We start from the raw sequence: 12,861 nt of genomic DNA, 5'->3' as shown, positions 1-12,861 counted from the left end.
CCCGGAGTGCGGCATGGACGACATCCTGCAGCAGGTCGCCAGCTTTCCCAGCGTCACCCTTGCGTCCGCTTCCGGCGGTCTGCCGATCGAAGTGTCGCTGATCGCCCAGCTGGGCGTGGGCGGCGGTGATGCGCTGGTGCACTCGGCCAGCCGGCGCCAGCGCGGCCATGCCGCGTTCGTGGATGCGCTGGACGAACCTTCGGTACGCATCGGCGCGATGGACCTGGAACGGGGCGACGCCAGTTCGCTCTACACCTTCGCGGTGGGCCCGACCGGGCATCCCTTCCACCGGCACGCGGGGCATCGCGTGTTCACCGCCATTTCCGGCAGCGGCGGTGCGCGCCTGCGCTTCTCGACCGCGTCGGATGCGCAGGTGGCGGCCGACCCGCGGGCCTTCGTGCGCGCGCTGCGGCACGTGCACATTCCGCCCGATTGCCTGTTCACGGTGCGCTTCGGCGGCGGCACCTGGCACCAGTTCCTGCCGCTGCGCGCAGAGGCGCACAGCCCGGCCCTGTTCGCGATCTCCTGCCACACCAACGAGCTGGGCGGCGACCTGCCCGAAGACGTGCGCGCCCGCGTGGCCGCCAATGCCGCCGACATCCCGACGCTGACCCAGGTGCTGCCGCCCGCAGTGCAGGCGTTGTTGGACACGCTGGCGCCGGAGGCGGTGCACACCACCGCGCTGTCGCTGGAGGCGCCGCCACAATCGCTGCTGTCCACCCTGTGCGCGCAGGCGCGACGGCTGGCCGGACCGATCCGTGGCCGCCTGGCGCAGTGGCAGGGCGCGGGCGGATTCCAGTCGGATCGCCCGGCCCGGCGTGCGGTGCGCGCGCTCGCCGAGCCGCCGCGGGACTCGCTGCTGCGCGACCATCTGCCCGAAGGCCAGCGGCACCAGGACAGCTGCGCGCTGACGGTCGAGCGCGGCGAGCTGCCCGCCCTGCCCGCCCCGGTGCTGCTGGCTTCCGTGCTGGAAGGTTTCCTCGAGCGCCGCCCGGTCACCGTGGCCTGGATGATGGCCACCCGCAACGTGCTGGTGAAGCCGCTGCGCCTGCGCACCTCGCCGCTGGGCTGTCCCGTTTCGTCGCTGCTGTCGCGCGATGCGACGCAGTATTTCGCCGGCCGTTTCCCGGTGCTCGACCAGCGCGTGTCGGCCGACGGCCGCCGGGCCCAGGTGCTGCTGGGCGCCGACGACCGGCACCTGCGCTTCCGCAGCTGCGTGGGCGTCGAAGTCCTGGCCTCGGGCGACGTGGTGGTGACGCTGGGCACGCGCGTGCAGTGCCTGAACACCTTCGGCCGCGTGTACATGGCGCTGATCGACCGCGCGCACCGACGCTACATTTCGCCGGCCCTGCTGCGACCCGCGGTGGAGCATGCACTGGCCACCCTGCCCGTGCACGCGCAGCCCTCACTGGCCGTGCTGGCGCCCGCGCATGTCTGAGCGCGACGCCCTGCCGCTGGCCGGCCCGAGCGCGTCGCACGCCTGGCGCGAAACCCGCGCGCTGCTGGACGCGGCGCGCATGACCCTGCCCCTGCTGCTGCCCGCCGGCCCCGCCCGAGCGCGGCGGCCGCGCCAGATCATCGTGCTGCCCGGCTTCGGTGCCGACGATCGCGCCACCTGGCCCCTGCGCCGCTACCTGGCCAAGCTGGGCCACCACGTCGAAGGCTGGGGCCTGGGCCTGAACCGTGCCGGCATCGACATCCGGCACACGCTGGCTGATCTTTCGCCCGGCTGGGCGGTGGAGCCGATCGCCACCTACCGCAACGAAGCCTCGGTGCCGATGCTGTGCGACCGCATGGTCGAGCGCGTGCGCCGTCGCCATGGCGAGCTGGGCGGCGGTCCGCTGACCCTGGTGGGCTGGAGCCTGGGCGGCGTGGTGGCGCGCGAGGTCGCGCGCGACCTGCCCGACCTGGTGGAGGAAGTGATCACGCTGGGCACGCCGGTACAGGGCGGTCCGAAATACACGCGCGCCGCGGCCTTCTTCCGCGGCCGCGGCATGGACCTGGACTGGATCGAACGCGGCGTGGCGCGGCGCGAGTCGCGGCCGATCCGCGCGCCCATCACCGCCATCACCAGCCCCACCGATGCGGTGGTCGGCCACGCCGCCACCCGCGACCACCACAGCCCGGACGTGCGCCACATCGACGTGGACGCCGCGCACCTGGGCCTGGTGTTCAATCCGACGGTGTGGCGGATGATCGCCGAGACGCTGAACCGGCGGGACTGACGCCGGCCCACGCAGGCCTTAAAGCCGCACCGATTCCGGATACGGCGCCACGTCCGCGTAGGCACCTGCGGCCAGCTGCGTCTGCAGGTCCTGCCACCACGCCACGCGGAAGATGTCGGCGTGCGCCTCGAGCAGCGCGGCGCGCAGCACCGGCGGCAGGCCGAGGAACCGTGGGAACTGTTCCGGGAAGACATCGTTCTCACCCACGTGGTACCAGGCGCCCGCGCTCATCTCTTCCTCGTCGTTGCGCGGCTCGGGCTCGCGGCGGAACCGGCATTCGCCCACCAGGCACAGCTCGTCGTAGTCGTAGAAGATGGCGCGCCCGTTGCGGGTGACGCCGAAGTTCTTCAGCAGCAGGTCGCCGGGGAAGATGCCACTGCGCGCCAGGTCCTTGATCGCCTGGCCGTAGTCGAGCACGGCGGCCAGCGCGGCCTCGGGCGCGGCCTCGCGCACGAACAGGTTCAGCGGACGCAGGCGGCGCTCGAGGTAGCAGTGGTGCACCAGCACGTCGTCGCCCAGGTCGCTGACGGTCTCGCGGCATTCGGTCAGCAGCTCGTGCAGCAGCTCGGGCGTGAACTGCCGCTTGGGAAAGCGCAGCCAGCGGAACTCCTGCGCATCCACCAGCCGGCCCACGCGGTCGTGCCGGAACACCAGGTCGTACTTGGCCTGCACCTGCTCGCGCGCGATGTCCTTGGGCGGCGCGAAGCGGTCGCGGATCAGCTTGAACACCAGCGGGTACGAGGGCAGGGTGAACACGGCCATCACCATGCCGCGCTCGCCCTCGGCATGGCGCAGCAATTCGCCGCCGCTGCGCGCCAGGTGGCGGAAGAAGTGCCGATAGCGCTCGGTCTTGCCCTGCTTGGCGCGGCCCAGCACGGTGTAGATCTCGTCCACTGCCTTGTCGGGCAGCAGGCTGCGCAGGAACACCACGGCGTCGCCCACCGTCGCGAGGTCGGCGTGGAAATAACTCTGGGTGAAGCCGAACACCTGGGCCACGTGCGGCCGCTCGGTCAGCACCGCGTCCACTTCCAGGCCGTGCTCGCCGTGCACCACCGCGATCACCAGCGGCGCGAAGCGCGACTCGCCGAACACGCGGCCCACCAGGTAGGCGCGGCGCTCGCGGTAGAACACGGTGTCGAGCAGCTCCACCGCGCGCACCGGCCGCTCGCCCCAGGCCTGCAGGCGCTCGTCCAGCACGCGCGCCAGGCCGCCGGCGCAGTGGCCGATGCGGGCCCAGGGCACGTTGAACCGGAACGCCTCCAGCACCTGGCGGAAACCCGCGGCCGGCGTGTCGCCGATGGCGTGGCTGTGGCGCGCCACCGGATGGGTGATGCGGTCGGTGGGCTCGATGTCGAGCGCGATGAACTCCAGCTCGGCATCCACGCCGCGGGTGCGGAAGAAGCGCCGGGTCAGGGTGTTGAAGAAGGTCTTGTTGAGCTCCTGGTCCAGCAGCGGCGCGATCCGCACCGCGAACCGGTCGCGCACGGCGCGCCACAGCGGCCGGTCGCGCGAGCGCTCGCCCAGGTGCGCTTGCAGCCAGGTCGCCGCTTCGGCCACGCAGCGGTCGTACAGGCCGATGCGCTCGATCGCGTCGGCGCGGGCGCCGGCCCAGTCGCGGGCCTCGAAGCGCTGCTGGGCCCGGCACGTGATCGCGCCGAAGCGGGTGTTGTAGTCGGCGAAACGGTCCACCAGCGCGGCGGCCACGGCCTCGGCCTGGGCGGGATCGGCGGCGCGGGCGGGGACCTGGGACATGCCCGCATCTAAGCACAGCGGCACGGAAAATTAACGGCCCTGCATGCTAGCCTCGCGGCCACCCATCCGAACCGGAGCCGTCCGCATGCGTCCCACCCTGACCCCGCTCGCCCTCGCCTTCGCCGTCGTGCTGCTGGCCGCGTGCAAACCCGCCGCCGAAGCGCCCGCCGAGGCCACCCAGGCCGAGACCGAGGCGCTGCCCAGCGCCGCCGACCAGGCCGCTGCGGACGAGGCGGCGCTGCGCAATTCCCAGACCGATCCGCTGGACGCGATCCTGACCGGCGACTGGCGCAGCCCCGAGAACGCCGCGCGCGACGGCTACCGCCACCCGCGCGAAACCCTGGCCTTCTTCGGCGTCGGCGCCAGCCAGCGCGTGATCGAGATCAGCCCGGGCGGCGGCTGGTACACCGAAATCCTGGCGCCGCTGGCCCAGGGCAAGGGCCGCTACGTCGGCGCGGTGAACGACCCGGCCAAGGCCGGCAACGAGCGCGCCGCCAAGTACTACGCCGAAGGCAACCAGAAGCTGCGCGACAAGCTGGCCGCGCGCGCGGATGTCTACGGCAACGCCACCCTGGTCGAAGTGGATCCCGCCGCTCCGGTATTTGGCGAACCCGGCTCGGCCGACGTGGTGCTGACCTTCCGCAACGTGCACAACTGGGTGATGGCCGGCAACGAGGCCGCGATGTTCAAGGGCTTCTACGACGTGCTGGCCCCGGGCGGCGTGCTGGGCGTGGTCGAACACCGCGCGGCCGCCGGCAAGACGCTGGAGGAAGTGAAGGAGTCGGGCTACCTGCCCGAGGATTACGTGATCGGCCTCGCCACCGCCGCCGGCTTCACGCTGGAAGAGAAGAGCGAGATCAACGCCAATCCGGCCGACACCAAGGACCACCCGAATGGCGTCTGGACGCTGCCGCCGGGCAACAACCACGACGCCGCCGACAGCGCCAAGTACGCCGCGATCGGCGAAAGCGACCGCATGACCCTGCGCTTCGTGAAGCCCAAGGCCGACGCCGCCCCGGCCGAATGACGCGTTCCTGAGTCCGCTGCACCGAAGCCCTCCCTCGCGGAGGGCTTCTTTTTTGCCTGGGTGCTGGATCCGGGCCCGGGCACGACGCGGATGCGAGGGTCACTTCCTGCGAAATAAAGGCCTTGCTGAGCAGGAAGTGACCTTCGCTTGCGCGCTGCCGACGGCGCCGGACCCAGGCGAACACGGGTCCGCTTGACAGTCCCACCAAGGTGTCCGTACTGTACTAGCACACACAGTACAGCAGGACCCGCCATGGCCCGTACCCAAGCCCTGATGCTCGAGATCGCCACCGGCGACGCCCGCCCGATCAGCAGGCAGATCGTCGACGGCGTGCGCATGAAGGTGGCCACCGGCGAGCTGGCGCTGGGCAAGCAGCTGCCCAGCGTGCGCGGCCTGGCCCAGCAGCTGGGCATCAACCCCAACACCGTGGCCAAGGCCTACGCCGAGCTCACCGCCGAAGGCTGGCTGGAATCGCGGCAGGGCCTGGGCCTGTTCGTCGCGCCGCCGCGCCAGCGCCTGAGCCGCGCCGAGCGCGACAAGCGCCTGGACGAGGCGGTCAGCCGCTTCGTGCACGACGTGGTGGCGCTGGACCTGCCCGCCGACGAAGTGCTGGCCCGCCTGGACCTTGAGCTGCAGGCCTGCGCGCCGAAAAAAACCGCCTGAGGCCTGACCGCGGCGCCGCATCCGGCGTCGACGTTTCTTCCTGGAATTCCCATGTCCGACTTCGTCATCCAGACCCGCGACCTGAGCAAGCGCTACGGCAGCAAGCTGGCGCTGCGCCACCTCGACCTGGCGGTGCCGCGCGGCCGCATCCACGCCATCGTCGGGGCCAACGGCGCCGGCAAGTCCACGCTGTTCCGCATCCTGCTGGGCTTCCTGCCGCCAACCGCGGGCGAGGCGAAGATCCTGGGCCGCGACAGCCAGCGCCTGACGCCCGAAGACCGCGGCCGCATCGGCTTCGTCAACGAAGAGCACACCCTGCCCGGCTGGATGCGCGTGGACGCCATCACCGCCGCGCACCGCCGGCTGTATCCGCGCTGGAACCAGGGCCTGTTCGACGACGTGCTGGGCCACTACCACGTGGTGCCGTCGCAGAAGGTGTCGCAGCTCTCGCGCGGCGAGCGTGCCGGCTTCAACCTGGCGCTGGCGCTGGCCCAGGGCCCCGAGCTGCTGGTGCTGGACGAACCCACGCTGGGCCTGGACGTGGTGGCCAAGCGCGCCTTCCTCGAGGCGCTGATGTACAGCAACCTCAGCGACGACTGCACGGTGATCTATTGCTCGCACCAGATGGACGAGATCGAGCGCGTCGCCGACAACCTGATCATCCTGGAACAGGGCGAGCTGCGGAACATGTCGCCGCCCGAGGACTTCGTCGCGCGCGTCTCCTACTGGGTCGCCGACGTGCCGTTCAAGGGCCCCGACCCGCGCACCGTGCCGGGCCTGCTGCAGGTGCAGCGCCTGGACGGGCTGCACCACTACCTGGTGCTGGACCAGGACGAGGGCTTCGCCGATTTCCTGCGCGCCGCCGGTGCGCGTTCCATCAACACCATGCCGGTGGGACTGGATCGCGCGGTCAACGGCTTCCTTGCCAAGAACCACGCGGCGCCGCACGCCGCCTGACCCGGGACCCACGCCATGTTCGATATCTTCAAGGCCGAGTTCCGGCGCTTCTTCTCCTGGTCGCTGCTGTACGCGGCCGGGCTGCTGCTGGTGCTGCTGTTTTTCACCCGCGTGGTGGACATGGCGCAGCAGCCCGACGAGGTCTATTTCGTGATCGGGGCCGTGCAGGCGCTGGCCGGGCTGCTGCTGGGCTTGTTCCAGATGGGCGGCTACCGGCGCCCGAATGCCTGGCTGAACCTGCTGCACCAGCCGCTGGCGCACTGGCGCATCGCGCTGGCCCTGCTGGCGGCCGGCGCCGCGCTGCTGGCCATCGCCGTCCTGCTGCCGCTGCTGGCCACGGCCGCGTGGCAGGAACTGATGACGCCGCGCGTGCTGGACCTGCGGCACGTGGGCCTTTGCGTGGCGGGCTTCGGCATTGCGCTGATCGGCTACCTCACCGGCGCTGGCGCGATGCTGGTGCCGCGCCGCACCGCCGTGGCGCCGCTGGTGTTCCTGGCGCTGCTGCCGGCGGCGTATGCCACCGGCATGGCCTTCCTGGCGCTGCAGGGGCTGGTGATCGCGTGGCTGCTGGCGCTGACGCTGGCGGCCTTCAAGCCGGACCTGGGCAGTGCGCCGCGCGGTGCCGCCGGCGTGCTGCTGGCCGCGCCGCTGCAGGCCGCGATGTGGCTGGCGCTGGTGATGGCCGGCTTCGGCTTCGAGCTGCTGTGGATCGCGCAGGGGTCGCATCCGAACAACCTGCCCAGCGCACCCGCGGGCAGCGCCAAGCAGGCCGACAATGCCGAGGGTTCGGACCTGATCGTGTGGGGCCTGCAGTCGAGCGCCGCTGCGGAGGCACCGCTGTGGCGCGAGCAGGCCGCGATTTCCGACATCCTGACGCTCGGCGTCGGGATTCCGGTGACGCCGGTGTGGCATGAGCTGGGCAACCGCGCGCCGATGGAGTTCGATGACGACGAGCGGCGCATCCGCTGGGTCTTCAGCCACGACCTGGGCCGCTTCGTGGGGTACCGCTTGTCGGACAAGCAGGCGATTGGCGAACTCGGCGTCGACGGGCAGGCGCGCTTCCCGTCGCCGCCGCTGCCCGGGCCGGGCGGGCTGCTGGTCGGCCGCCACACGCTGCATGCGTTCGACGGCGAGACCCAACGCGTGCTGCCGCGGCTGTCGCTGCCCGAGGGCGAAGTGATCGCCGGCGTGCAGCTTGAAGGCGAGCGCCTGGCGGTGCTCAGCGACCGCGCGCTGTATCTGTACGACGCACGCCCGCTGTCGCTGGACAGCGCGCCGCTGACGACGCGGCAGCGCGTGCCGCTGCCCGGTGCCTCCGGCAACCTCACGCGCGTGGACGTGATGGAGCTGCTGGAGGGCCACCTGGTGTCGTTCACGATGACGCGCGGGCGCCACAACGGCCAGGGCCACTCGTTCCAGCAGCTGGTGCGCGTGGATCCGCAGGGCGGGCTCGAGCTCGTCGCGCGGCGCGAGCTGGCCAGCGGCTACGGCCCGGTGTTCACCGGCCGCACGTGGTGGATGTCGCCGGTGATCGACCAGGGGCTGGGCGCCTTGCGGCACCTGTTCGCGCCCTACCAGCCGGGCCACGCGCAGGCGCCGCCGCCGCGGCCTTCGGTGGTGCGCTGGCTTGCAGGTGTGTTGATGGGCATGTCGCTGCTGGTCGCGGTTTGGCACGTGCGGCGCACGGCGCTGGGTATGCCGGGCCGCATCGCGTGGTGCGTCGCCTGCGCCCTGGTCGGCGTTCCCGCGTTGATGGCGCTGTGGCTGGCCGTGCCCGCGCGCGAATCGATGCAAGCGTCTGCAGCGGCCGCACCCGCGCCGGCCTGAGGTCCCCTTCCATCCAGGAGTGTGTCGATGATCGTCCGGATCCTGTTCCGGATGTCGGGGGCGGCTGCCCTGGCATCCCTGTTTTTGGCGGCATCCGCCGGCGCGGCATCCCCGGGCGCGATGGCACAGGAGGCCGCTGCGCTGCGCGCGGCCGTCGCCAGCGAGCGGGCCCGACCGGTCGCGCCGCGCGTGCCGCGCGCCACCTTCCTGGCGCAGGCCCAGGTGCAGGCGGTGGCGCTGTCGCCGGACGGTGACCACCTGGCCTGGATCCACGAGCGCAACGGCCGGCGCACGCTCTGGCTGCAGGCGCTGCCGGACGGCAAACCACGCGTGGTGCTGCCGCGCACCGACGCCGCCGAACTGGCGTGGTCAGCCGACAGCCGCTGGCTGTTCCTGCCCGGGCCCCGGCAGCTGGCGGTGATCGGCGTGGCGGGCCAGCGCGGCGCGGGAAAAGTGACCGCGCTTGGCGGCATCACGCGGCGCGAGTTCCTGTGGGTGGATCCGATGACGCCTGCCGCCGTGCTGCTGCGTGAGCGGCCCGCGCGCAACGGCGGCGCTGAAGGCCGGTGGCGCCTGCTGCGCGTGGCCGTGGACGGCAGCGAGACGCGGCTGCACGAGGATGTGCATCCGATCGTGGATGCCGCCATCGGGCCGGGCGGCAAGCTGGCCTGGCTGATGCTGGCCGAAGGCGATGCACACGTGCTGTATCGCCATGCCGATGCGATCCCGCGGCAGCCGGTGCTGCGCTGCGCACAGATGCGGCGCTGCGGCCTGCTCGGCCACGCCGCGGGCGATGGGCTGTGGTTGTCGGGCAATGCCGACGGCGACCGCACGGCGCTGCTGCTTCTGGACGCGCAGGGCCGGCTGGAGCGCGTGCACGAGGACCCGCGCGGCGAAGCGGACGTGTTCGAGGTGCGGCTGGATCCGCGGGATGGACGGCCTCGCTTCGTTGGCTACCGCAGCACCGTCGCGCAGCTGCATGCGCTGGAACCCGCGGACGCGGCGCGTCTGGCGGCGATCCAGCGGCAGCGGCCGGGCCGCTCGCTGAGCGTGGACCCGGGCGTGGCACGCTGGCTGGTGCGCGAACGCGGCGACACGCTGCGCGGCGAGCGCTGGTGGCTGGCCGATGCGCAGGGCGCGCTGACCGAAGTGCTGGCCGATGCGGGCTTCGTGTTCCAGGGCAAGCCCCAGCTGCGTCCGGAGGAATCCGTGATGGCGCGGAAGTGGCCGATGCGCTGGATGGCTTCCGACGGCCGCGTGCTGCATGGCTTCGTCACCCTGCCCCCGGGCGTGGACGTGGCGCGGGCGCCGCTGGTGGTCAGTGTGCACGGCGGGCCGTTCAACCTGGTGCGACCGGACTTCAGCAACGATGCACAGCTGCTGGCCAACCGCGGCTACGTGGTGTTCCAGCCGAACTTCCGGGGCTCCACCGGACTGGGCCGCGACTACGTGCTGGCGTCGAAGGGTGATTTCGGCAATGGCCGCGTGCAGCAGGACATCGTCGAAGGCACGCGCTGGCTGCTGGCCAACGGCATCGGCGATGCGCAGCGCGTGGGCATCACCGGCGCCTCGTTCGGCGGGTATTCGGCGCTGCTGGGCGTGACCTTCCAGCCCGAGCTGTTCCGGGTCGCGGTGGCGGGCGTGCCGCCGGCGGACTTCAGCTTCGTGCTGCGCGAATACCTGGGCTCGGGGCACGAGATGTTCCCCGGCATCCCGATGGCCGACAGCATGCGGCACCTGGGTCTGGACCCGACCGATGAGGCGCTGGCGGCGCGACTGGCGGCGCAGTCGCCGGCTGCGAATGCCGCGGCCCTGCATCGGCCGGTGCTGATCCTGGCCGGCGGGCAGGACGAGCGCGTGCCGATCCGCGGCGTCACCCACTACGCCGCCCTGCTGCGCACCTTGGGCAAGGATGTGAGCCTGTTCGTGGACGAGGACGCCGACCACGGCATTGCCGATGATCGTTCGCGCGAGGCTTACTACTTCCTGATGGAGCGGATGCTGCACGAAACCCTGGGCGGGCCCGCGCCGGAACCGGCGGATGCGGCACTGCAACGTCACCTGCAGCAGTACCTGCGTCTGTCGGGGACCGGGCTGCGATAGCCGGGCACTCCGGACCTGTTGGGTAGCTCAGGACCTGTCGCGGAAAGGATACCGCTCGAGTAGCTCGGCGTGGTGACGCCTTCGCCGGTCGGCCCACGAAGGATCCAGTGTTTCCAGCAGCTTGACGTGGGTGGCGAAGCGATGGCGGCGGGGATCCCTTCCAAGCAGGCGCGACAGCCAGGGCTGCCTCATGCGGTTGCTGAGGCTCCAGGTGACATTTTCCATCAGCCAGTACAGCAGCTCGTCTTCGTCCCGGGCCACGCGGCGGTGCAGCTCGGCGCCGCGCTCGGTCACCACGTAGTGGAGTGCGCCGTCGAGGCGTTCGACGTGGGCATCGCCGTTGTTGGTCGGGCGCGTCGGCAGGCGCGACTGGTAATGGGGCACAGCGCCGGCGGTCGGAAGCAGGAGCAGCAGGGCGGAGTACCTGGACTGCAGTTGATCGAGACCGGTGGCATTCATGGCGTGCTCCGGGCGCCGCGGAGGCTGGCACCGGACCTGCATTGACGCGCTGACAGAATCAGCGGCTTCAGGACACGCCAAGGGTATCGGCGTCCTTCCGGCCAGGGTAGGCGCCACCAGGGCTTGCGACAGCGCGCGAGTATCGATGCCACGAGCCAGTCCGGGTCGAAGCCGTCCCATACTCCGGCGGTTGCATACAGGTTCCAATGGACGACGGGGTGGACTTCGTCGAAGAGGATGCGCTGCAGTTCTTCGATCTGGAAGGGCGAGCGTGAGCAAACTTCGGCGACGCTTGCCCAATCCGGTTCTGTATCGAGGTACAGATCGCTCAGGGCGATCCAGACAGGCCGGCGAAGTTCCAGTTCGTCTGCTGGGAGCGGCATGCAGCGTCTCCGCGCTTTCATCCAGGCTGCGTCGCAGGCGTCGGCATGAACGAAGGGTCAGGGAGCGACCACCTGCCAACCCCCGGGGGCGGGCCGATAGAGGAGCTTGGACAAAGCATGGTTCTCATCAAAGTTGACCTGGCTCAAGACCTCGGTGAGTGCCGCGATGCCATTTGAGTCCGCCAACGCGTAGAGCACAAAATCACGATGCGGGAAGGCGGCGACAAGGGCGCCGCCCATTTCCTGTTCGATCTGTTGCCAAAGTTCGGGATACAGGATGGCGCACGCGGCCATGTTGTCCGGAGCAGTCAACTCGTGGATGGTTCAGTCCGTCCTGACCTGCATGTTCCGCATCGCAAGCAGTCCATTGGCTTCAGCCAACGGTCGCAGCTGGGTCTGCTGCAGATTGTGCTCCTGCAGATTCGCGGGGGTGACCGACAGATAGCTGGGGCCGATATCAATGGCATAGGTCAGCAACAGATCGCCAGCCAGCGGCTCGGTTACAGGCCGTGACGACTCTGTCATTCCGGGGATTCCGTCAACGGCTGCCAGGAAGTTCCTGTGCTTGATGCGGGGAACCACTACCGGGGCTGGTTGGGCCGCCTTCTGTTTCTTCTTGAAGAACGAGAACATTCCCTTGGCCCCCAGCGCCTGGGTTGAGCCGCGCTGAAGGCGTCGGCTTGAATGATTAGTTAGGCCGCAGCTGCCTGCATTGGGTAGAAATGCTGGCAGTCGCGCCACTCTTGGACAGGTTGATCATCGATGTAACCAGTCGGCTTCGGCAAGAAACCGGAGAAGCATTCAGTGAGACCGAGTTCATGCGCCGTGTTGCGGCAGTAGTCGGCTCCGCCGGAGCTCCAGAGGAACAGCGTCGCTCCGGCGGCGTGGAGGCGCCGGACCTGCTCGACAACCGCAGGCATTGGGATGCGCTTGGTTCCGACGGAGCGAACCAGGGTGTCGTCGACGTCCACGAATACAACATACGGTTTCATCTGAGGCCTAACGCCTGAGTTAAGCCGCGCCGCAGGCGTCGGCTTGAATGATTGGTTAGGCCAGATGATGCACCGGCAAGGACGACCAATCTAGCCCTCACCTGTGTAATTCCGGTCAAAGCGAGACTCGTCGGGCGGCGGCGGTGCTGCAATAGCATCCTTCGCCATGGACAGGACAATGATTGCGCCAAGCGCTGGAACAAGGGCCGCCAGAAGCGCCTGGGCGCCGTACTGGGCGCGCGTGTATCCGGCGCGTGCTGCATAAGCCATTGCGAGAACCGCGAACAGAGTGTGTGCCGCTATACCGAGAGCTAGCCACCAAGTCTGGGGCATGACGCCTAACGCCTAAGTTAAGCCGCGCCGAAGGCGTCGGCTTGAATGATTAGTTAGGCCTATTGGCCATGACAAGGCAACGGCGGCAACGCCGCGCCTTCTTCCAAGTAAGAATAGACTTCAACACGCGTAAGTCTCCA

Annotated in this window: 13 protein-coding genes; 7 read left to right on the top strand and 6 right to left on the bottom strand. The window is 70.1% G+C overall.

The window, feature by feature from the left end; genetic code table 11:
- Positions 1-13 precede the first annotated feature (13 nt).
- Both ACOQFR_RS00805 and ACOQFR_RS00800 read left to right on the top strand, forming a co-directional pair.
- Positions 14-1,438 (top strand): DUF2867 domain-containing protein, encoded by a 1,425-nt coding sequence (locus ACOQFR_RS00805; protein WP_421377617.1) that lies wholly within the window; start codon positions 14-16, stop codon positions 1,436-1,438.
- On the top strand, positions 1,431-2,225 hold the full coding sequence (locus ACOQFR_RS00800) for a thioesterase domain-containing protein (protein WP_421377615.1): 795 nt from the start codon (positions 1,431-1,433) through the stop codon (positions 2,223-2,225). The genes ACOQFR_RS00805 and ACOQFR_RS00800 overlap by 8 nt, the downstream gene beginning before the upstream one ends.
- An 18-nt stretch (positions 2,226-2,243) precedes the next feature.
- Here ACOQFR_RS00800 and aceK read toward each other — a convergent pair whose 3' ends face one another.
- On the bottom strand, positions 2,244-3,977 hold the full coding sequence (gene aceK / locus ACOQFR_RS00795) for a bifunctional isocitrate dehydrogenase kinase/phosphatase (protein ID WP_421377614.1): 1,734 nt from the start codon (positions 3,975-3,977) through the stop codon (positions 2,244-2,246).
- Positions 3,978-4,062: 85 nt separating this feature from the next.
- Between aceK and ACOQFR_RS00790 the strand changes: the two genes are divergently transcribed.
- From ACOQFR_RS00790 to ACOQFR_RS00770, 5 genes are all read left to right on the top strand, one after another.
- The gene (locus ACOQFR_RS00790) at positions 4,063-5,004 is read left to right on the top strand and encodes a class I SAM-dependent methyltransferase (RefSeq protein ID WP_421377612.1); all 942 of its coding nucleotides are present in this window, start codon (positions 4,063-4,065) and stop codon (positions 5,002-5,004) included.
- Positions 5,005-5,256: 252 nt separating this feature from the next.
- Positions 5,257-5,667, top strand: coding sequence for a GntR family transcriptional regulator (locus ACOQFR_RS00785; protein WP_421377611.1), 411 nt, complete (start codon positions 5,257-5,259; stop codon positions 5,665-5,667).
- Between the two features lie 51 nt (positions 5,668-5,718).
- Positions 5,719-6,624: an ABC transporter ATP-binding protein gene (locus ACOQFR_RS00780; protein ID WP_421377610.1), complete on the top strand. Its 906-nt coding sequence runs from the start codon at positions 5,719-5,721 to the stop codon at positions 6,622-6,624.
- A 15-nt stretch (positions 6,625-6,639) separates the two neighbouring features.
- Positions 6,640-8,451 (top strand): hypothetical protein, encoded by a 1,812-nt coding sequence (locus tag ACOQFR_RS00775; protein WP_421377608.1) that lies wholly within the window; start codon positions 6,640-6,642, stop codon positions 8,449-8,451.
- Between the two features lie 27 nt (positions 8,452-8,478).
- Positions 8,479-10,554 carry a prolyl oligopeptidase family serine peptidase gene (locus tag ACOQFR_RS00770; protein ID WP_421377607.1) on the top strand — a complete coding sequence of 692 codons (2,076 nt, stop codon included), beginning with the start codon at positions 8,479-8,481 and terminating at the stop codon, positions 10,552-10,554.
- A gap of 27 nt (positions 10,555-10,581) precedes the next feature.
- Here the strand turns inward: ACOQFR_RS00770 and ACOQFR_RS00765 are convergent, their stop codons facing one another.
- The 5 genes from ACOQFR_RS00765 to ACOQFR_RS00745 are packed head-to-tail and all read right to left on the bottom strand — an operon-like array spanning position 10,582 to position 12,388.
- Complete coding sequence (locus ACOQFR_RS00765) at positions 10,582-11,013, bottom strand: Imm63 family immunity protein (protein WP_421377606.1); 432 nt, start codon at positions 11,011-11,013, stop codon at positions 10,582-10,584.
- The gene (locus ACOQFR_RS00760) at positions 11,010-11,396 is read right to left on the bottom strand and encodes a DUF7079 family protein (protein ID WP_421377604.1); all 387 of its coding nucleotides are present in this window, start codon (positions 11,394-11,396) and stop codon (positions 11,010-11,012) included. Before ACOQFR_RS00760 ends, ACOQFR_RS00765 begins: the two co-directional genes overlap by 4 nt.
- A 57-nt stretch (positions 11,397-11,453) precedes the next feature.
- The gene (locus tag ACOQFR_RS00755; RefSeq protein WP_421377603.1) at positions 11,454-11,708 is read right to left on the bottom strand and encodes a hypothetical protein; all 255 of its coding nucleotides are present in this window, start codon (positions 11,706-11,708) and stop codon (positions 11,454-11,456) included.
- A 12-nt stretch (positions 11,709-11,720) separates the two neighbouring features.
- Positions 11,721-12,029 carry a hypothetical protein gene (locus ACOQFR_RS00750; protein WP_421377601.1) on the bottom strand — a complete coding sequence of 103 codons (309 nt, stop codon included), beginning with the start codon at positions 12,027-12,029 and terminating at the stop codon, positions 11,721-11,723.
- Positions 12,030-12,088: 59 nt separating this feature from the next.
- Positions 12,089-12,388 (bottom strand): DUF705 domain-containing protein, encoded by a 300-nt coding sequence (locus ACOQFR_RS00745; protein ID WP_421377599.1) that lies wholly within the window; start codon positions 12,386-12,388, stop codon positions 12,089-12,091.
- Positions 12,389-12,861: the final 473 nt, after the last annotated feature.

The organism is Arenimonas sp. MALMAid1274 (genome assembly GCF_049195245.1).
Taxonomy (GTDB): domain Bacteria; phylum Pseudomonadota; class Gammaproteobacteria; order Xanthomonadales; family Xanthomonadaceae; genus Arenimonas.
Note: the sequence above shows the minus strand (reverse complement) of the source record. Positions and strands in the feature narration are given on the sequence as shown.

Bases quoted from the DNA above. Each gene is read 5' to 3' on its own strand.
- ACOQFR_RS00805 (WP_421377617.1), top strand. From the start codon at position 14: ATGGACGACATCCTGCAGCAGGTCGCCAGCTTTCCCAGCGTCACCCTT.
- ACOQFR_RS00800 (WP_421377615.1), top strand. From the start codon at position 1,431: ATGTCTGAGCGCGACGCCCTGCCGCTGGCCGGCCCGAGCGCGTCGCAC.
- aceK (WP_421377614.1), bottom strand. From the start codon at position 3,977: ATGTCCCAGGTCCCCGCCCGCGCCGCCGATCCCGCCCAGGCCGAGGCC.
- ACOQFR_RS00790 (WP_421377612.1), top strand. From the start codon at position 4,063: ATGCGTCCCACCCTGACCCCGCTCGCCCTCGCCTTCGCCGTCGTGCTG.
- ACOQFR_RS00785 (WP_421377611.1), top strand. From the start codon at position 5,257: ATGGCCCGTACCCAAGCCCTGATGCTCGAGATCGCCACCGGCGACGCC.
- ACOQFR_RS00780 (WP_421377610.1), top strand. From the start codon at position 5,719: ATGTCCGACTTCGTCATCCAGACCCGCGACCTGAGCAAGCGCTACGGC.
- ACOQFR_RS00775 (WP_421377608.1), top strand. From the start codon at position 6,640: ATGTTCGATATCTTCAAGGCCGAGTTCCGGCGCTTCTTCTCCTGGTCG.
- ACOQFR_RS00770 (WP_421377607.1), top strand. From the start codon at position 8,479: ATGATCGTCCGGATCCTGTTCCGGATGTCGGGGGCGGCTGCCCTGGCA.
- ACOQFR_RS00765 (WP_421377606.1), bottom strand. From the start codon at position 11,013: ATGAATGCCACCGGTCTCGATCAACTGCAGTCCAGGTACTCCGCCCTG.
- ACOQFR_RS00760 (WP_421377604.1), bottom strand. From the start codon at position 11,396: ATGCCGCTCCCAGCAGACGAACTGGAACTTCGCCGGCCTGTCTGGATC.
- ACOQFR_RS00750 (WP_421377601.1), bottom strand. From the start codon at position 12,029: ATGTTCTCGTTCTTCAAGAAGAAACAGAAGGCGGCCCAACCAGCCCCG.
- ACOQFR_RS00745 (WP_421377599.1), bottom strand. From the start codon at position 12,388: ATGAAACCGTATGTTGTATTCGTGGACGTCGACGACACCCTGGTTCGC.